Annotated in this window: 14 protein-coding genes; 9 read left to right on the forward strand and 5 right to left on the reverse strand. The window is 76.1% G+C overall.

The annotated features are described in order from the left end of the window. Positions 1 to 3: 3 nt before the first annotated feature. Positions 4 to 1,410: a hypothetical protein gene (locus tag QC029_RS01490; protein ID WP_279553437.1), complete on the reverse strand. Its 1,407-nt coding sequence runs from the start codon at positions 1,408 to 1,410 to the stop codon at positions 4 to 6. Positions 1,411 to 1,591: 181 nt separating this feature from the next. On the opposite strand from QC029_RS01490, the gene QC029_RS01495 reads away from it, so the two are divergent. Beyond that, the gene (locus QC029_RS01495) at positions 1,592 to 2,572 is read left to right on the forward strand and encodes an alpha/beta fold hydrolase (RefSeq protein ID WP_279553438.1); all 981 of its coding nucleotides are present in this window, start codon (positions 1,592 to 1,594) and stop codon (positions 2,570 to 2,572) included. A 492-nt stretch (positions 2,573 to 3,064) separates the two neighbouring features. Here the strand turns inward: QC029_RS01495 and QC029_RS01500 are convergent, their stop codons facing one another. Beyond that, complete coding sequence (locus tag QC029_RS01500; RefSeq protein ID WP_279553439.1) at positions 3,065 to 4,324, reverse strand: extracellular solute-binding protein; 1,260 nt, start codon at positions 4,322 to 4,324, stop codon at positions 3,065 to 3,067. A gap of 283 nt (positions 4,325 to 4,607) precedes the next feature. Between QC029_RS01500 and QC029_RS01505 the strand changes: the two genes are divergently transcribed. From QC029_RS01505 to QC029_RS01535, 7 genes are all read left to right on the forward strand, one after another. Next, the gene (locus QC029_RS01505) at positions 4,608 to 6,206 is read left to right on the forward strand and encodes an ABC transporter substrate-binding protein (RefSeq protein WP_279553440.1); all 1,599 of its coding nucleotides are present in this window, start codon (positions 4,608 to 4,610) and stop codon (positions 6,204 to 6,206) included. Positions 6,207 to 6,241: 35 nt separating this feature from the next. Then, a complete protein-coding gene (locus QC029_RS01510) occupies positions 6,242 to 7,210 on the forward strand; it encodes an ABC transporter permease (RefSeq protein WP_279553553.1) in 969 nt (322 codons plus the stop codon). A gap of 53 nt (positions 7,211 to 7,263) precedes the next feature. Further along, positions 7,264 to 8,115, forward strand: a complete 852-nt coding sequence (locus QC029_RS01515; RefSeq protein WP_279553554.1) for an ABC transporter permease — start codon at positions 7,264 to 7,266, stop codon at positions 8,113 to 8,115. After that, complete coding sequence (locus QC029_RS01520) at positions 8,112 to 9,080, forward strand: ABC transporter ATP-binding protein (protein ID WP_279553441.1); 969 nt, start codon at positions 8,112 to 8,114, stop codon at positions 9,078 to 9,080. The genes QC029_RS01515 and QC029_RS01520 overlap by 4 nt, the downstream gene beginning before the upstream one ends. Then, a complete protein-coding gene (locus QC029_RS01525) occupies positions 9,073 to 9,855 on the forward strand; it encodes an ATP-binding cassette domain-containing protein (protein WP_279553442.1) in 783 nt (260 codons plus the stop codon). Before QC029_RS01520 ends, QC029_RS01525 begins: the two co-directional genes overlap by 8 nt. A 72-nt stretch (positions 9,856 to 9,927) precedes the next feature. Further along, a complete protein-coding gene (locus QC029_RS01530) occupies positions 9,928 to 10,818 on the forward strand; it encodes an MBL fold metallo-hydrolase (RefSeq protein ID WP_279553444.1) in 891 nt (296 codons plus the stop codon). Positions 10,819 to 11,085: 267 nt separating this feature from the next. Beyond that, on the forward strand, positions 11,086 to 14,214 hold the full coding sequence (locus QC029_RS01535) for a VCBS repeat-containing protein (protein WP_279553445.1): 3,129 nt from the start codon (positions 11,086 to 11,088) through the stop codon (positions 14,212 to 14,214). A gap of 61 nt (positions 14,215 to 14,275) precedes the next feature. On the opposite strand, the gene QC029_RS01540 is transcribed toward QC029_RS01535, so the two are convergent. Further along, the gene (locus QC029_RS01540) at positions 14,276 to 14,938 is read right to left on the reverse strand and encodes a GPP34 family phosphoprotein (protein ID WP_279553446.1); all 663 of its coding nucleotides are present in this window, start codon (positions 14,936 to 14,938) and stop codon (positions 14,276 to 14,278) included. A gap of 143 nt (positions 14,939 to 15,081) precedes the next feature. On the opposite strand from QC029_RS01540, the gene QC029_RS01545 reads away from it, so the two are divergent. Continuing rightward, the gene (locus tag QC029_RS01545; RefSeq protein ID WP_279553447.1) at positions 15,082 to 16,110 is read left to right on the forward strand and encodes an MsnO8 family LLM class oxidoreductase; all 1,029 of its coding nucleotides are present in this window, start codon (positions 15,082 to 15,084) and stop codon (positions 16,108 to 16,110) included. 123 nt (positions 16,111 to 16,233) lie between these two features. Here the strand turns inward: QC029_RS01545 and QC029_RS01550 are convergent, their stop codons facing one another. Both QC029_RS01550 and QC029_RS01555 read right to left on the reverse strand, forming a co-directional pair. Next, complete coding sequence (locus tag QC029_RS01550) at positions 16,234 to 17,616, reverse strand: carboxyl transferase domain-containing protein (RefSeq protein WP_279553448.1); 1,383 nt, start codon at positions 17,614 to 17,616, stop codon at positions 16,234 to 16,236. After that, positions 17,609 to 19,069 (reverse strand): acyl-CoA synthetase, encoded by a 1,461-nt coding sequence (locus QC029_RS01555; RefSeq protein WP_279553449.1) that lies wholly within the window; start codon positions 19,067 to 19,069, stop codon positions 17,609 to 17,611. The genes QC029_RS01550 and QC029_RS01555 overlap by 8 nt, the downstream gene beginning before the upstream one ends. Between the last annotated feature and the right edge of the window lie 67 nt (positions 19,070 to 19,136).

The following is a 19,136-nucleotide window of genomic DNA, read 5'->3' on the forward strand; positions in this document are numbered from 1 at the left end:
GCGTCACCATCCGGTGATCAGCAGGTGGTTGACGGCCAGCGCCACGGCCGCCTGCGCCGCCAGCCACCAGCGGCGGCCGGGCCCGGGCAGCAGCGCGGCGGCGGGCAGCAGCCACAGGGTGAACGGCAGCCAGATGCGCTCGGTCTCGGCTTTGCTCATCCCCGACAGGTCCGCCACCAGCGCCGCGCACACCGCGCCCGCCAGCAGCACCACCAGCGCGCGGTGCCGCCGCCCGGGCCCGGCCGCCGCCCGCCGCAGCCCGGCCACGGTGGCGAGCCCCACCGTCAGCACCTGCGCGGCGAGGTTGGCCCACACGTAGTACGCGTACGGCCGCACGCCCGCCGCCCCCTGGTAGTAGCGCTCGACCAGGGTGGTGTAGCCCTCGTACCACCAGAAGCCGGCGGCGGTGAAGGCGATCGCCCAGGGGGCCGCGCCCAGCAGCACGTACGGCACGGGCCGCGCGGTGCGGGCCACGGCCAGGACGGCCAGCGCGACCACCGCCATCAGCGTCAGCCCGTAGGAGAGGTAGACCAGCCAGCCGAACAGCACCCCCGAACCCAGCGCCGCGGCGCGCGGCGCGCGGACGGCGCCGGTGGCCGACAGCGCCAGCAGGGCGACGGCCCAGGCGGCGACGGCGGTGAAGTAGCCGTCCGCCGAGACGCCCATCCACACGGCGGACGGGGCGAGCACCAGGAAGGGCGCCGCGCGCCGCGCCGTCCCCTCGTCGCACAGCACCCGCAGCGCCATCAGGACCGCCACCGCGGCCGACGCGCCGGTCGTGACGCACCAGGCCGCCGCCCAGGCGCCGCCGCCGAGCCCGATCCGGTCCAGCCCGACGAAGGTCAGCAGCGCGCCCGGCGGGTGGCCGGCGACATGGGCGGGCCAGTTGCCGGGGGAGTCCATCAGGATGTGGTCGGTGAAGGTGCGCAGCGTCGCGCCGACGTCGTGGACGTCGTCCACGGACCGGAGGTACTCGTACTTCGTCGTCAGCCGCCGCGCCGCCCCCCGGTCCCAGCCGTCGACCAGCGCCAGCGACCACGACCAGGCCATCGCGCCGCCCCAGGCGGCGAGCAGCAGGCGCCGCCAGGGCAGCCGGCGGGCCAGCTCGGGGCCGTGGGCGACGGTCAGGGAGGCGAGGACGAGGGCGGCGGGCGTGCCCGGACCGGCGTGGGGCAGCCAGCGCGCGTACAGCGGCGGCCAGCGCAGCCGCAGGACCTCGAAGTCGTACAGGAGGTGGCCGATGAGTGCGGCCAGGGCGAACAGGGCCGCGGCGGCGCCGGCCGCGTACAGGTCCCGGCGCAGCTCACGGCGTGGTCCGCGGCGGCGCGGCGGGAGCCGGCAGGGGTGGGGGGCGGAAACCGGGGCACGAGGCGGGGAGGCGTGTTCCGGGCGGACGGGTGGGATGCTCACCCGGTTCACGCTAGGCGGAGGCGGCGCTTCCGCGGCCGTGTCGCGGGCTGGTGTCACCGACCCGTCAGATCCGTCCGGCCCACGGCGCGGCGGATACCGTTGACCGGGGACGCGGCGGAACGTAGGTTTCCGGGGGAAAGCGCTTACTGTCGCGTGTCGCTACGAGGGGACGGACGCCCGCATGCCGTTGACCGATCTTCCGCTGGAGGAACTGCGCGCCTACCGGCCCGAGGTGGCCGAGCCGGGGGACTTCGACGCCTTCTGGTCCAAGACCCTCGCCGCGGCCCGCGGGGCGGCCTCCGGCCCGGCGGAGTACCGGCGGGTCGAGGACGCCCCGCTGAGCACCGTGGAGGTCTTCGACGTCCGCTTCCCCGGCTGGAACGGCCAGCCCGTCGCGGCCTGGCTGATCCTGCCGCGCGGCGTGGACGGGCCGCTGCCCGCCGTGGTCAACTACATCGGCTACAGCGGCGGCCGCGGCCTGTACATCGAGCACCTGCTGTGGAGCGCGGCCGGTTACGCCACCCTCGTCGTCGACAGCCGCGGCCAGGGCCACGACACCCCCGACCCGGACCCGGACACCACCCCGCAGTACGTCGGCGGCTTCATGACCCGCGGCCTGGACGACCCCGCCCACCACTACTACCGGCGGCTGATGACCGACTGCGTGCGCGCCGTGGACGCCGTGCGCGAGCACCCGGCGGTGGACCCCGAGCGGGTGGTGGCCGCCGGCGGCAGCCAGGGCGGGGGCCTGGCCCTGGCCGTGGCCGGGCTGGCGCCGGAGAAGGTGGCGGCGGCGCTGGTGGACGTGCCGTTCCTGTGCCACTTCCGGCGCGGCGCCGAGCTGGCCGCGGCCGGGCCGTACCCGGAGATCGCCCACTACCTCGGGGTGCACCAGCGCACCGACCCCGACGCCGTCTTCGCCACGCTGAACTACTTCGACGGCCTGCACTTCGCGCGCCGCGCCACCGCGCCCGCGCTGTTCAGCGTCGGCCTGATGGACCCGGTCTGCCCGCCCTCCACGGTGTACGCGGCGTACAACCGCTACGCCGGGGAGGAGAAGGACATCCGGGTGTGGCACTTCGGCGACCACGCGGGGGGCCGCTCCTCGCAGCAGCGGGAGCAGCTGCTGTGGCTGCGCGGGCGCGGTCTGGCCGGGTCCTGATCCCGCGCGGCGCGGAAGCGGAGGACGGGACGGGCCCGCGCACACCATGACGGGCCGGCGCGGGCGACCGTGAGGGACCGCCGCGGGCGGCGGGCGCGCGGGCGCCGCGCCCGCACCGCGGCCCCGCCCGCCGGGCGTCCGTCCCGGCCTGCCGCGCGGCGCCGAACCGGCCCCCGGGCAGGCCGCGTTCGAGGGGCCGCACCGCCCGCTCCCGGCCTGGTGGAACGGCTCGCCGCCCCCTCCTCGGCACCGCCCGGCCGCGGCTGCGCTGCCCGGTGGCGGAGCCGCCCGGCGGCGAGGTCGCCGGCTACGCCCCCCGCGCGCCGGAGCCGTCGACCTGGCGGGGCCGTGGGTACCCGCACAGGGACTGCCTCTTCCTGCGCTCCGGGGCCCGGGCCCCGGCCTGGGCGCGCTGCCGGTGGAGGCGGTGCCGGTGGAGGCGGGGCGGCGGAGGCGCGGGCCCTCGGCCCCGCGGAGGTGCGGTGGGAGGCCTCAGCCGCGCCCGCTCAGGATCGCGGTGATCCGCCGGGAGGCCTCGCGCGCCGCCGCGGCCGGATCGGCGCCGCGCAGCACCTGCGTCTGGTACGCCTTGATCGGGTTGTCCGCCTCCAGCCTGCCCCACAGCGGCGAGTTGGGGGTGGCGTGCCCGTTGCGGGCGCCCTCCGCCATCGCCGCGGCGCCGGGGTCGTCCTCCAGCGCGTCGGCCAGTTCGATGCTGTTGGGGACCACGCTCATCGTCTGCGCCAGCTCCCGCTGCCACTTCTCGCCGGTCAGCAGCTTGACGAAGGAGTACGCCGCGTCCGGCTCGGACGCCCGCTCGGGGATGATCAGCACCGAGCCGCCGGTGAAGACCGCGCCCGGGGTCTTCGCGTCCTTGCCGGGGATCGGGAAGAAGCCGAGCTTGCCGGCCAGCGCCGGATTGGTCTCGGTGATCAGTTCCGCGGCGCCGGGCACGTCGACGATCTGGGCTATCTCCCCCTGCGCGAAGACCTCCCGCTGCTCGGGCTCGGCCTCGTCGGAGTCGACGGGGCCCTGTCCGTAGGACTGGAGCTCCCGGTAGAACTCCATGCCGCGCAGCGCCTCGGGGGTGTGGAGCGTCCCCGCCCACTGGCCGCTGCGCTCGACGGCGAGGTCGCCGCCCTCGTCCCAGATGAAGCCCGCCAGCACGTACCAGTTCTGGCCCGGCAGGTAGATGCCCTGCCGGCCGGGCTGGTTGAGCTGTGCGGTGGCCTCGATCCACTCCTCGCGGGTGGCGGGCGGTTTGGTGACCCCGGCGTGCTCGAAGAGGTCCTTGCGGTAGATGACGACGCGGTTGGCGGCGTAGAAGGGGACGCCGTACTGGTAGCCGTCGATCTTCCCCGGCTCCTCCAGGCCGGGGATCCAGGTGTCGCCGCCGAGGTCGGTGACCTTGATGGTGAGGTTGGTGACCCCGCCGGCCTCCACGTACTGGGCGACCTGGGTGTTGCCCACCTCGATCACGTCCGGGGCGTCGCCGGAGCCGAGGGCCCCGATGACCTTCTTGTCGATGCCGGGCCAGTCCTGGACGGTGACCTTCACCTCCACACCGGGGTTCCGGCGCTCGAAGTCCCGGACGACGTCGTCGGTGAGCTCGTCGGAGAGGCTGCCTCGCATCAGCCAGACGTCGAGGGTCCGGTCCTGGTCACCGGCGTCGGTGAGGAGGCCGCACCCGCTGATCAGCAGGACGGCGGACAGGACGGACACGAGGGGCCGGAAGGGGTGACGGACGGGCATGGCTGTCCCCTGGGAGGTTGCCGGTGGTACGGGGCGTGGGGGCGAGCGTGGGGGTCTGCACAGATTTGGCATAGACCAACACGGTGGTCAAGGTCTAGTCCAGAGGAAGTCCGAGTAAACCGGTTCGGGAGGGCCTTTGTGATCGCGGGGTGACCAAAGGGTGATCAAAGCGTCGTGCTCCGGGGGCTGCCCGGCGAGGGGTCCGGGAGCGGGACGGTTCACTCCTGCGGTTTAATTGCGAGCTGTTCGCAACAACGGTCTAGCCGCAACAGGAGTGTGGATCATGGGAGTCCGGGCGATACGGGCGGCGGCCGCCGTGGCGGCCGGCGCGGTACTGGCGGGCGCGTCGGCCTGCTCCGCGCCGTCCGACGGGAAGGGCGGCGCCGGCGGCGGTGCCGGGGACTCCCTGGTCGTGGGCATCGCGCAGGAGCCGGACACCCTCAGCCCCCTGCTCGGCTACGGCAAGGACGGCAACTCCAAGATCTTCGACGGGCTGCTGCGGCACGACGCCGGCATGGAACTGCGGCCCGCCCTCGCCGCGAAGCTCCCCGAGGTCGGCGACGGCGGCCGGACGTACACCTACACCCTGCGCGAGGGGGTGACCTTCAGCGACGGCACCCCGTTCGACGCCGAGGACGTGGTCTTCACCTACGAGACCATCCTCGACGAGAAGACCAACAACCCCTCCAAGGGCGAACTGGACGCCCTCGACAGCGTGACCGCCCGGGGCGACGACACCGTCGTCTTCCGCCTCAAGTACCCCTACGCCGCCTTCGCCGAGCGCACCGTGCTGCCCATCGCCTCCAAGGAGGCCGCGGCCGGACAGGACGTCAACACCGGCCCGTACAACACCGAGCCGGTCGGCACCGGCCCCTACGTCCTCACCGGCTGGAGCCGCGGCGAGAAGCTCACCTTCGAGGCCAACCCCGACTACTGGGGCGGCGCGCCGGAGGTCGAGAGGCTCACCATGGCGATCATCAAGGACGACGACGTGCGCGCCACCCGGCTGCGCTCCGGCGACCTCGACGCCGCGGTCCTGCCGCCCGCCCTCGCCGACACCTTCGCGAAGGACGACGGCAGGCGCGTGATCCGGGCGAAGACCGCCGACTTCCGCGCCGTCACCCTCCCCACCGCGGGCGGCGTCACCGGCGACCGGGCCGTCCGCCGGGCCCTGGACACCGCCGTCGACCGCCGGGCGATCGTCGACAGCGTGCTGGGCGGCGCCGGCCGCGCCGCGTACGGCCCCGTGCCCACCGACAGCCCCTGGTTCGCCAAGGGCACCGAGCGCCGCCACGACCCGCGCGAGGCCGAGGAGATCCTGGACGAGGCCGGCTGGAGGACGGGCGAGGACGGGGTGCGCCGCAAGGACGGCCGCCGCGCCGCCTTCACCCTCTGGTACCCCTCCGGCGACCGGCTGCGCCAGGAGCACGCCCTCGCCTACGCCTCCGACGCCAAGGAGATCGGCATCGACATCACCGTCGAGTCCGGCACCTGGGAGGTGATCGAGCCGCGGATGAAGGACGACGCCGTCCTCTCCGGCGGCGGCAGTCCGGCCGACCCCGACTTCGACCTCTACCCCCTGCTGCACTCCTCCCTCGCCCTGGACGGCTTCAACAACATGGCCGCCTACGACAACCCGGACGTCGACCGCGCCCTGGAGGAGGCGCGCCGCACGGACGACCGCGCCGCCCGCGCCGAGGCGTACGCCACCGTCCAGCGCGAACTGGCCGACGACCCCGGCTACACCTTCCTCACCCACATCGACCACGTGTACGTGATGGACGACGACTGGCAGGGCGTCACCACTCAGCCCGAGCCCCACGACCACGGCCTGGGCGCGGGCCCGTGGTGGAACGTCGAGGACTGGCGGCCCAAGCAGTGAAGACGGGACTGCGCGCGGGGCCGCCCTGGGGCGCGATGGCACGGCTGGCGGGACGGCGGGCGCTGGCCGCCGTCCCCGTCCTGGCCGCCGTGACCCTCGGCGTCTTCGCGCTCGCCGCCGCGTCCCCGTTCGACCCGGTGCGCCAGTACGCCGGGAGCGCCGGGCTGCGCGCCTCCCAGGAGACCCTCGACCAGCTGCGCGAGAACCTCGCCCTGGACGGCCCGTTCACCGAGCAGTGGTGGCGCTGGCTCACCTCCGCCGCGACCGGCGACCTCGGCCTGTCGGTCTCGCTGCGCCAGCCGGTCGCCCAGGTCGTCGGCGAGCGCCTGGGCTGGTCCGTGCTGCTGTGCGCGATCGCGTTCGTCCTGGCGGTGGTGCTCGGGACCGCGCTCGGCACCGCCGCCGCACGCCGCCGGGGCGGCTGGCTCGACCGCTGCGTCACCGGCGGCTCGTACGTCCTCCAGGCCGCCCCGCCGTTCTGGATCGGGCTGCTGGCCGTCTGGTTCTTCGCGCTCCAACTCGGGGTGCTGCCCGCCGGAGGGCTCACCGACAGCGGCGAGGAGACCGTCACCGCCGGCTCGCTGGTGCGCCATCTGGCGCTGCCGGTGACCGTGCTCGCCCTCTCCCAGCTCCCCTGGTTCGCGCTGTACGTACGGCAGGGCGTCGCCGACGCGCTCCACGAGGACCCGGTGCGCGGCGCCCGCGCCCGGGGCCTGCGCGAGCGGACCGTGCTGCTCGGCCACGCCCTGCGCTCGGGACTGCTGCCGGTGCTCACCCTCATCGGCTCCCGCGTTCCCGAGCTGATCACCGGGGCCCTGCTGGTGGAGACCGTCTTCAGCTGGCCCGGCATCGCCTCGGCCACCGTGGGGGCCGCCACCGCCACCGACTTCCCGCTGCTGGCCGCCGTGACCGTCCTCGCCACCGCCGCCGTCCTCGCCGGGAACCTGCTGGCCGACCTGCTCTACGTGCTGGCCGACCCCCGGATCGACCCGGAGGAGATGTGACCGCTCCCGCCCCCACCCCCACTCCCGCCCCCACCTCTGCTCCCGCCCCCGCTCTGCGGCGCGCCGCCGGCCGGCCCCCGGGCGCCCGCGCGCTGCGCACCCGCGTCTCGGCCGTCCTCACCGCCGCCACCGTCCTGGCCGCGCTGCTCGTACCGGCGCTGTTCCCCCTGGACCAGCAGGCCGTCGACCTGGCCGCCAAGCTCCGGCCCCCCTCCTGGGAGCACCCGTTCGGCACCGACGAGCTGGGACGCGACCTGCTGCTGCGCTGCGTCCACGGGTTGCGCGTCTCCCTGCTGGTCGGCGTGGTCGCCGCACTGGTGGCCACGGTCGTCGGCATCGCCGTCGGCGGCCTGGCCGGGGCGCTGGGGGGCCGGACCGACCGGCTGGTGATGCGGGTCGTGGACGTCTTCGCCGCCGTGCCGCACCTGCTGCTGGGCATCTTCGTCGTGGCGATGTTCCGGCCCGGGATCTGGCCCGTCATCGCCTCCGTCGGCCTCACCCACTGGCTGTCCACCGCCCGCATCGTCCGCGCCGAGACCCACTCCCTGCGCAACCGCCCCTACGTGGACGCCGCGGTCTCCGGCGGCGCCTCGCGGTGGCGGGTGGCCGTGCGCCACCTGCTGCCCGGCGTACTGCCGCAGGCCGGGCTCGCGGCCGTGCTGATGGTGCCGCACGCGATCTGGCACGAGTCCGCGCTGTCCTTCCTGGGTCTGGGCATCCCCGCCCACCAGGCCAGCCTCGGCACCATGGCCGAGGCCGCGCGCGGCTCGCTGCTCGCGGGCGCCTGGTGGCCCACCCTCTGGCCCGGCCTGTTCATCGTCGTCCCCACCCTCGCCATCGCCGGGGTCGCCGGCGCCTGGCGCGAGCGGATCAACCCGCGCATGAGATCGGAGCTGACGCTGTGACGGCCCGGCTGTCCGTGAGAGAGCTGTCCGTACGCTTCCCGCTGCGCGGCGGGCGCACCGTCGCCGCCGTCACCGACGTGTCCTTCGACCTCGCGGCGGGGGAGTGCCTGGTCCTGGTGGGGGAGAGCGGCTGCGGCAAGTCGGTGCTGGCCTCGGCGCTGCTGGGACTGCTGCCCGGCAACGCCCGCACCGGCGGCGCGGCCCTGCTGGACGGCCTGGACCTGCTCACCGCCGGGGAGGCCGCCCTGGCCCGCACCGTACGAGGGCGCCGCATCGCCCTCGTACCGCAGAGCCCCGCCGCGCACCTCACCCCCGTGCGCACCGTCCGCTCCCAACTGGAGGAGACGGTGCGGGAGCTGACCGGCACCCGCGGACCGGGGCTGCGCGAGGCCGCCGAACGGGCCGCCGCGCGCGCCGCGTTCCCCGCCGACCACCTCGACCGGTACCCGCACCAGCTCTCCGGCGGCCTCGCCCAGCGCGCCGCCACCGCCCTCGCCCTCGTCGGCGACGCCCCGCTGCTGATCGCGGACGAGCCGACCACCGGCCTGGACCGGGAACTGGTGGACCGCACCGTGGACGAACTGCGCCGCCACGTGGACGCCGGCCGCGGGCTGCTGGTCATCACCCACGACCTGGCCGCCGCCGAGCGCATCGCCGACCGGGTGGCGGTGATGTACGCCGGACGCGTCGTCGAACTCGCCGACGCCGTGGACTTCTTCGGCGCGCCCGGCCCCCGGCACCCGTACGCCCGCGGCCTGCTGGACGCCCTGCCCGAGCGGGCCTTCACCCCCATTCCCGGCATGCCGCCCGAACTGGACGCCCTGCCCGGCGGCTGCGCCTTCGCCCCGCGCTGCGACCGCGCCACCGGCGCCTGCGCCGCCGTACCCGCCCTGACCGGCGGACGCGCCGGGGCGGTCGCCTGCCACCACGCGCACTCACCCGCACCGGAGACCGCCGATGCCTGAGCCGAGACCCGAGCCGACACCCGAGCCGGCACCCGAACCGGCGTACGCTCCGGCGGCCGGACCGACGACCGAACCGGCCCTCGAACTGCTCGACATCACCGCCGGGTACGACCGCCGCGCGCCCGTCCTGGACGGGGTCTCCCTGACCGTGGGCGACGGCGAGGCCGTCGGACTGCTCGGCCCCAGCGGCTGCGGCAAGTCCACCCTCGCCCGCGTCGCCGCCCTGCTCCACCGGCCGTACGCGGGCACCGTACGGCTGGCCGGCCGCCCGGCGCACGGCTTCCGCCACCGTGCCCCGCGCGAGCTGCGGACCTCCGTCGGCGTCGTCTTCCAGCAGCCCCGTCTCGCCGCCGACCCGCGCCTCACCCTCGCCGACCTCGTCGCCGAACCGCTGCGCGCCACCGGGCGGCGCGGCGAGATCCCCGGCCGGCTGCCCGCGCTGGCCGCCTCCGTCGGACTCGGCGGCGACCTGCTCGCCCGCCGCCCGCACGAGGTCAGCGACGGCCAGCTCCAGCGCGCCTGCCTGGCCCGCGCGCTCGTCCTCCGCCCGAAGCTGCTGGTCTGCGACGAGATGACCGCGATGCTCGACGCCTCCACCACCGCCGCCCTCGTCGCCGCCGTGGAGGACCACCGCCGCGAACACGGCACCGCGCTGCTCGCGGTCGGCCACGACCGGGTCCTGCTGGAGCGCTGGTGCGACCGCGTGGTGGACTTCCCCGGCGGCCCGGACGCCCCACGCCCTCTTGCCCGACCGGCTCGCCCGCGGGGAGGGTGACGGCGGGGGAACCGCCGCCCGCGCGCCGGGCGGGCTCTCCCGCGACACGCAGGACGTGGGAAGGGGAGGGACATGACGGTATCCGCGCCGGGGAGGGACGAGCGGCTGCGGCGGCCTTCGGGGCTGCGGTCGCTGCGGCTGGGCGAGCTGAGGGTGACCTATGTGCCGGACGGCGCGGCGCAGCTCGTACCGCACCTGTGGCTGCCGGGCACCACCGGGGAGGTGTGGGCCGAGCACCCCGAGTACCTCGACGAATCCGGCCATCTGGTGGCCAGCATCGGCGGACTGCTGGTGGAGCACGGCGAGAGGGCCCTGCTGATCGACACCGGCTTCGGGCCGCACTCGGTCCCCGCCCAGCCGGGCAGCCCCCTCGGGGCCGTCCGCAGCGGCGCGCTCCCGGCCGGCCTGGCCCGGGCCGGCCGCCGCCCCGAGGACATCGAGGCGGTGGCCGTCACCCACCTCCACATCGACCACGGCGGCTGGGCCTGGCACCCCGACCCGGCGGAGGGCCGCTTCCTCTTCGCCCACGCCGACCACCTGCTGACCAGGCCCGAGTGGGAGCAGCGCCATCTCGCCGAGGCCTCCGGCATCACACGGGAGATGCTCGCGGCGATCGACCCCCGCGTGCGCACCGTGGAGGACGGCGAGGAGGTCTTCCCCGGCGTACGGGTGGAGTACGCCGCCGGCCACACGGTCGGGCACGCCGTGTACGTCATCAGCTCGGGCGGACGGCGGCTGATCGCCTTCGGCGACGCGATGCACTCGCCGCTCCAGGCCGACCATCCGGAGTGGCCCGCCCTCCCCGACCACGACCCGGAACGGGCGGCCGCGTTCCGCCGGCGCCTCCTCGACGAACTGGAGGAGCCCGGCACGATCGGCTTCGGCGGCCACTTCGCCGACGTGGTGTTCGGCCGCGTCCGCCGGGGCGGCCCCGGCCCCGCCTGGCAGCCGTACGAGGGGTGAGCCGCGCCGGGCCCCGGCCGCCGGCACCCCGCGGGGCCGCCGCCGCGCCCTCCGGCGGGAGCCCGCGGCCGGTCGGAGGGGACGGCCCGCGTCGCCCCCCGGCGAACGGACGCGGGGCCGCGCGGCCGACTCCCCGAAACGGCCGGGCGGCCGGGCGGTCGTTGCTACGATCCGCCACACATCACACGGGGGTTCGGCCGGGGGTCCCGCTTCCCGGTTCTGGTGGCCGCCTCCCCGTGGCCGTTCAGATCTCGGGGAGGGGATCCCGTGTTCGCTCGTCCTACCTCCGCGCGCGGCCGGCCGTCCGTACGGGCGTCCGTCGCCGCGGCCGTCGCCACCGTCACCGTCACCGCCCTGGGGCCGATGGCGCCCCCGGCGTCGGCGGACACCCCGCAGGAGACGGTGGTCCCGGCCACCGAACGCACCATCGACGTCTCGGCGGTGCCGTACAGGGCGGAAAGCGCCTGGGACGCGGACGGGGCGGGCGCCCGGGGGGTCTTCCACACCCTGGAGGGCCGCTCCGGGCTGCAGTGGACGCGCTACTCCGACGGCGAGACCGTCGCCGTGCCCCGGCCGGAGGGCGCGGGGGAGCCCCTGGCCACCGGCAGCGACGTGCTCGCCCACCGGGAGGGCGCCGAGATCACCCTCCGGGACGTGGCCGAGCAGGAGGCCGACGTCCTGCGCATCCCCGCGGGGCAGTCCTTCCACCGGGTCTTCGGATCCACGGTCGTCACCCACGAGACGGTCACCGCGGAGGACGGGACCTCCGTCAGGGTCCCGCACCTCCTGACCCCCGGGGCCGACGGAGGCGTACGCGACCTGGCGGTCGGGGGGATGCCCGCGGGATCGGTCCTCGGCGCCGCGGTGGCCGCCGACGAGAGGAGCATGGTCTTCCTGGGGAGCGTGGACGGGCAGCGGCGGATGGTGCTCGTCGACCGCGGGACCGGGCGCGTGGAGGGCTGGACCGCGCCGGTCCCGGACGCCTACGCCTACGCGGTGCCGACCTCCGGCCACCTGGCGATGTACGGCCTCACCGAGGAGACGATCCTGGTGGCGTCGCGCGACGACCTGTCGGCCGCCCCGGCCGAGGTCGAGCTGGAGGGCGGGACCGTCACCCCGGGGCACGACCTGGCGGCGGTGGGCGACTGGCTGGTCTACCGCGAGCGCGCCGGCAGACCGGCCGTCAGGGCGGTACCGGCGACGGGCGGCGAGCCGGTCACGCTGTTCGCGTCCGCCTACCCGGCCGTCTCCCAGGAGCTCTCGGGCACCGCCGTGGTCGTCGGCCGGACCGGCCTCGGCGAGGAGGACGACTGGGGCATCCACCGCGTGACCGAGGGCGCCGACGGCCGGCCGGCCGTCGTCACGGCCAAGCCGCTCCCGCGCCCGGACGTGACGATCCGGGGGGTGTCGCTGGCCCACGGGCGGCTGGTCGTCACCGACGACAGCCGGGGCCGCAGGGAGTCCTGGCTGCGGACCGTCACCGCGACGGGCGTTCCCGAGTTCGGCGAACGCACCCTGTTCACGGACGGCGGCACCCGGTTCGCCCCGTGCCCGGCCGAGGACCCCGGGTGTGCGGGGACCCAGGGCCTCGCGGACGGGCGGATCGCCTGGCTGGACCGGGGGACCGGCGGACAGGACACGATCCGGGTCGACGGCCAGGGGACGTACGACGACTTCTCCTTCCCCGCCGGGGCCGGCGGGCGGATCACGGACGTGTCCGGCCGGTATCTGGTCCACACCGCGGCCGACCGGCAGAGCGTGTACCGGATCGGGTACTTCCGCAATCCCGTGCTGACCCGTGAGCCGGGGCCGGCCGCCGTGTGGGGCGATCTGCTGTGGACACCGGGGGCCGCGCCGGGCGTGGTCACCGCCTACGACCTGGCGGCGGGGAGGACCGTGGCGACGGTGGACACCGGGGCGGGGTGTGTGCCCGAGGAACTGCAGGCCGTCGGCCGCCGACTGTACGTGGACTGCTCCGGCGGTGCGCCCTCGGTGGTCTACGACCGCGCGGCGGGGACGACGGTGACCGTGCCGCCGGGCGAGGCGCTGCTGGGGGACGGCTATGTCGTCACCCACGACCGCGCCTCCGGGCAGCTGGTCCTCACCACGGTGACCGGCGGGGCGGCGTCCGGCCGGGTGATCGGGGAGCTGCCCGACACCGGGGGCTCGCAGCGCCACGTGCGCTGGACGGTGGACGAGTTCGGCGGGCACGCGGCCTGGGTGGACGGCCGGGAGCGCGTCCACATCGTGCCCTCGGGCGTCCCCACCGGCTCTCTGGCCACCGTCGGGGCGCCCGACGACGCTCCCGAGGTGTGGGCGGCGACCTCCGAGGCCGCGCCCTCCCGGCTCACCTCCGTCCTGCTGTCCAAGCCGGCCGCCCGCTGGACGCTGACCGTGCGGGACGCCGTGACGGGCCGGACGGTCGACACGTCCACGGGCGCCGTGGCCGCGGGGCGCGGCCGGCTCGACGTCGGCTGGCACGGCATCCACCCGAGTGCGTCCCGCGACGTGTTCCTGCCGAACGGCAGGTACGCCTGGACGCTGTCGGTCGCCCCGGCAGACGGGAGCGGCGCAGCCCTGGAACACGGCGGGACGGTCGTGCTGCGGGGCGGCGGCCCGGCACGCCACGACCACGTCGGGCCGAAGCAGCCGGACGGCGTGGGCGACCTGCTGACGGTGAGCACGGGCGGCTGGCTGACGTTCCAGCAGGGTGACGGTTCCGGCGGTTTCTCCGGCAAGACGTCGGCGGACGGCTGGTCGAACCAGATCCTGGCGGTGCCGTTCGGGGACCTGAACCAGGACAACTGCAACGACGTGCTGGTGCGGATGCCGGACGGCGAACTGCGCGGCTACCAGCCCGAGTGCGGGGACGCGGTCGCGCCCGACACGCCCCACACCGCTCTGGGCACCGGCTGGGGCGCGTACAACGTCCTGACCTCACCCGGCGACCTGACCGGCGACGGCCGCGCCGACCTGCTGGCGCGGCAGGCGTCCACCGGCGACATCCACCTCTTCGCCGCGAAGGGCGACGGCACGCTGGCGGCGGGGAAGAAGATCCGCTCGGCGTGGACGACGTACACCAAGGTCGTCGGAGTGGGAGACCTGACCGGCGACGGCCACGGCGACGTCCTGGCCCACCGCAAGGACGGCGCCCTCTTCCGCTACGACGGCACCGGCACCGGCCTGCTCGAGGAGCGCGTGCAACTGGTGTCCAACTGGGGCCTGTCGTACGACACCCTGGTCGGCGTCGGCGACATCACCGGCGACGGCCACGCCGACGTCGTCGTCCGCGACACCAGCGGGGTGCTCTACCGCAACAACGGCAAGGGCGACGGCACCCTCACCGGCCGCCACGAGATCTCCGCCGGCTGGGGAGGCTACAAGGGCCTGTTCTGACGCACCGGCCCGGCACACCGGGGCCGGAGGGACGTCCCGCGTCCCTCCGGCCGCGGCCGGTTCAGGACACCGCCGTGATCACGGTGATCGTCGTGACGACCGCGACCGCGGCCTGCACGTCCCGGATCGCCTCGCGGACGCTGTCGCCCGCCCGGTTGCCCTCGGCGATCTCCGCCATACGGGGCTCGATCCGCTTGCGGGGCAGGCCGGGGAACGCCTGGCGGTACAGCTGTGCGGCATGCAGCAGGGCGATCAGGCCGGCGGTACGGTCGTCGGGATCCGCGCCGTCCACGACCACGGAGACCAGCCGCTCACGCAGCTCCCGTTCCACCGAGCCGTCCGCCTCCGGGTAGCGCCGCGCGCGGAAGAGGCCGAGGACGCGGACGCGCTCCTCGGTGACCAGGCCGCGCTCGCACAGGCTGTCCACCGCCGCCCGCACGGAGTCCGTCCGGTCCTTCGCCAGCCAGTCGGACGCCTTCCTCCGGTTCCCGCCGTCCGTCCAGCCAGCGATCCGCTCCAGGCGTCCGTCGAGCAGGGGGACACCGGTCGGGGTCCGGTCGACGACCTCCAGCCGTCCGCCGCTCACGGCCACGCGGCCCGCCATGACCAGTTCCAGCAGGATGCCGCCCGCGACGCCCCAGCCCGTGGCGGACCAGTCCTCGGTCGCACCGGACTCGTCGTCCAGCGACAGCAGCGTGATCTCCTCGCCCAGCGTGACGCGCACCAGCGGTTCCCCGTCCTCTCCCGGTCCTGTCGGTGACAGACGCACGAACGCGTCTTCGCGGTTGCTCCGCGCGGGAGGGCCGGACGGCCGCCGGGCGGACGCGGCGCGGGGAATCCCGTGCGGTCGCGGTTGTTGGAACGTACATGGTCAACGACGCCCTGCGCACCGTCCGCCTGTCGGTCCTCGACCGCTCCCTGATCCGGGAGGGGGAGGGCGCGGACGAGGCCCTGCGCGCCACCGTGCGCTTCGCCCGGGACGTCGAGGCGCTGGGCTACCACCGCTTCTGGGTCTCCGAGCACCACGGTGTGCCCGGTGTGGCCGGGTCCGCGCCGACCGTGCTCGCGGCGGCCGTCGCCTCGGCCACCACCCGCGTCCGGGTCGGGACGGGCGGGGTGATGCTGCCCAACCACCGGCCGCTGGTGGTCGCCGAGCAGTTCGGGGTGCTGGAGTCGCTGTTCCCGGGCCGGATCGACATGGGACTGGGGCGCTCGGTCGGTTTCACCGGCGCCGTACGGCGGGCGCTGGGAGCGGGGAAGGAGGCCGCCGAGCGGTTCGGCGACGACCTGGCCGAACTGCTGGACTGGTTCACCGGCGACGGCGCGCGTGGGGTGCGTGCCATGCCCTCCCAGGGACTGCGGGTGCCGGTGTTCGTGCTGGCCACGGGCTCGGGGGCGCGGTTCGCCGCCGAGCACGGGCTGCCGCTGGTGATCGCTCCGGCGCGCGGCGAGGAGCCGATGCTGGACGCCGTCGGCGCCTACCGCGCCGCCTTCCGCCCCTCCGCCCGGGCCCCGGAGCCGTACCGGAGGCCGTACGTGGTCGTCTCGGTGAGCGCGGCGGTCGGCGCCACCGCGGCCGAGGCGGAGGCGATGCAGGCGTCGGAGGCGTGGGCGACGGTCGTCTCCCGCACCCGGGGCGTCTTCCCGCCGCTGGAGCCGCCGGGGAAGGTGCTGGGAAGGAGGATGACCGAACGCGAGCGCACGCTGTTCGCCGAGGCGCGCGGCTCCCAGGTGCACGGGACCGGGCAGGAGGTGGCGGCCGCGCTCACCGGGCTGGCCGAGCGCAGCGGCGCCGACGAACTGCTGCTCACCCTCAACGCCCACGACCACGGCCTGCGCCTGGACTCCTACCGCCGGCTGGCCCGGCTGGCGGGCCTGAGCCCCGCCGGCCGGTGACCGCGGGCGCCGGGCCCGCCGCGCTCGGGAGCCGTCGAACCGGTGGCCGGCGGGGCGCCCGGCCCCGGCGCGCCGTGTGCCGTGCGGCCGGCCACCGTCCCGGCCGCACGGTGCGCGGCGGCGCTACGACGGCACGATGCCGCGCGCCACGCCCAGGTCCACCAGGTCCTGCGGACGCAGCCGCAGGTCGTCGGCCGTCGCGCGGACCCGGTCCGGGCCGCGCTTGAGGATGGCCGCGGCCGACTCCGGCGCGATGACGGAGAAGTAGCAGTCCGGGGTGACCCAGGTGTTCTCCGGCGCGGCCAGGGCCAGGGCGCCGCCGGAGCCGCCCTCGCCGACGACCAGGGTCGTCACCGGAACCCGCGCCTCGGCCACCGCCGCGAAGAGGTCCGCGATGGCCGAGCCCGCGCCGGAACGTTCCGCCGCCTCGTCGTTGGCCGCGCCCGGGGTGTCCACCAGGGTGAGCACCGGGATGCCCAGCCGGTCGGCCAGCCGGACCAGCCGGGCGGCGGTGCGGAAGCCCGCGGGCAGGGTCGGCGTGCCGCACTGGGCGGCGTAGGCGACCGTACGGCCCTCCCTGCGCCCGAAACCGCAGCGCATCCCCGGGTCGGTGCCGCCGCAGCGGTCGCCGGAGATCTCCTCGCGGATCTCGAAGTAGGCGTCCAGGTAGGCGTCCGCGCGCGGACGCCGCGGCGAGCGGGCCCGCTCCACCGCCTCCCAGCCCGTCTCCGGCAGCCCCGGCGCCCCCGGCGTGCCGCGGCCCAGCGCGCGCGGCGGCTCGGCCGGGCCGTCGGCGGGAGAGGTGAGCAGGGACAGCCAGCGCCCCAGGACGCCCCGCAGCTCCTCCGGCGCCACGATCCGGTCGATCTGCCCGGCCGCCAGCTTCTCCTCGGCGCCGTACGCGGCCGGGTCGGCGCCCGGCGGGCGCACCCGGGAGCCCGCGAAGGCGATCTGCGCGCCCGGCAGGGCCAGCGCCACGTCCGACCCGGCGCCGAGCGTGGCCCAGCCGCCGCCGGTCGTCGGATCCCGCCCGACGGCGATCTGGGGCAGGCCCGCCGCCCGGGTCAGCGCCGACTGCCGTGCCACGCGCTGGAGCTGGGTCAGGGCCCGCATGCCCTCCTGCATACGGCTGCCGCCGGTGGCGATCAGCGACACCACCGGCAGCCGCGCCTCGCGGGCGTGCCGGTGGGCGGCCTCGATCCGGTCGCCGGTGCGCTGTCCGAGGGAGCCGCCGAGGAAGGCGAACTCGAAGGCGATCAGGACCGCCGGGCTGCCGTCGACCGTGCCGGTGCCGCACACCACCGACTCGTACTCGCCGGTGTGCTCGCGCGCCCGGGCGCGCGCCTCGCCGTAGCCGTCCCAGCCGATCGGCCCGTTCCCGTCGGGGCCGTCGACCACGGTGCCCACGGGGTCCGGCAGTTCGGCGAAGCCGTCGGCCACCGCGTCGATCACCGCGCGGGCCGGGAGCCGTCCGGCCGGGGGCCCGCCCGCGGGCCGCTCAGCCACGGCCCAGCTCCCGCTTCATGACCTTGCCCATGTCGTTGCGGGGCAGGCCGCCGGTGAACCGCACCACCCGGGGCCGCTTGTGCGGGGCGAGCCGGCGGGCGACGTGGTCGATCAGCTCCTCCTCGTCGGGCGCCCGCCCGCCCGACGGCACCACCCACGCCACGATCCGCTCGCCCAGGTCCGGGTCGGGCTCGCCGACGACCGCCGCCTCGGCGACCCCCGGATGGCCCAGCAGGCAGTTCTCGATCTCACCGGCGCCGATCTTGTAGCCGCCGCTCTTGATCAGGTCGGTCGCCCTGCGGCCCACGATCCGGTAGAAGCCGTCGGCGTCGCGGGTGGCCATGTCACCGGTGCGGAACCAGCCGCCCGCGAAGGCCTCCGCGGTGGCGTCCGGCCGGTGCAGGTACTCGACGAACAGACTGGGCCCGCGCACCTGGACCTCGCCGACCGTCTCGCCGTCGCCGCCCTCGATGCGCCGGCCTTCGTCGTCCACCAGCCGGACGTCCACGCTGCGCAGGGGGACGCCCACGGTCCCGGCGCGGCGCTCGCCGTCCGCCCGCACGCTGGTGATCATCAGTGTCTCGGTCATGCCGTAGCGCTCGACGACACGCTGCCCGGTCGCGGCCGTGATCCGCTCGTGGTCGTGGAGCGGCAGCGCGGCCGAGCCGGAGACCAGCAGCCGGGCGCCGCGCAGGGCCGCGGCGAGCCGCGCGCCGCCGTCCCCGCCCTCCTCCAGGGCCCCGGCCAGCCGGTGGTACATCGTCGGCACGCCGAACACCATCGTGCCGCCCTCCTCCAGCGCCGCGGCGACGGCCTCGGGCGAGAACCGGCCCAGGTGGTGGAGGGTGCCGCCGCGCCGCAGCGGGCCCAGCACGCCCAGGATCAGCCCGTGCACGTGGAACAGCGGCAGGGCGTGCACCAGCACGTCGTCACCGGTCCACCGCCAGGCGTCGGCCAGGTCGTCCAGCGTGCTCGCGATCGCCCGGCGCGGCACGACCACGCCCTTGGGCGGACCGGTGGTGCCGGAGGTGTAGACGATCAGCGCGGGGGCGCCCTCGTCGGGCGCGGACGTGGTGCCGTCGGGGCGGGAGTCCGTCTCCGGTTCCAGCGGGACGTCGGTGCGCGGGAGCGCGTCCAGTGCCGGGGGCAGTTCGTCGCCGGGCGCGGCCAGCACCCGGGCGGGCGCGCTGTCGGAGAGGATGTGGGCCAGTTCCTCCTCGCCGATCCGCGGGTTGACGGGGACGGCGGGCACCCCGGCCAGCAGGGCCGCCAGTACGCCGACGCAGGTGTGCGGGGAGGGGGTGGCCCACACCGCGATCCGGCCGGCCTCGGCGATCTCCAGGGAGAGCGCGTGCGCGGCCCCGGCCAGCCGGCCGTAGTCGATCACCTGGTCGCCGAAGCGCAGCGCGGGCCTGGACGGCGCCTGATACAGGCTGGGGAACAGTGCGGGCACCCGGTGACTCCTCGTCTCGTACGGCCGTACGGTCGTCTCCAGGGTGGCCTACCCACCGGGCGGTGCG

It is taken from the genome of Streptomyces sp. DH37 (genome assembly GCF_029813835.1).
Classification (GTDB): Bacteria; Actinomycetota; Actinomycetes; order Streptomycetales; family Streptomycetaceae; genus Streptomyces.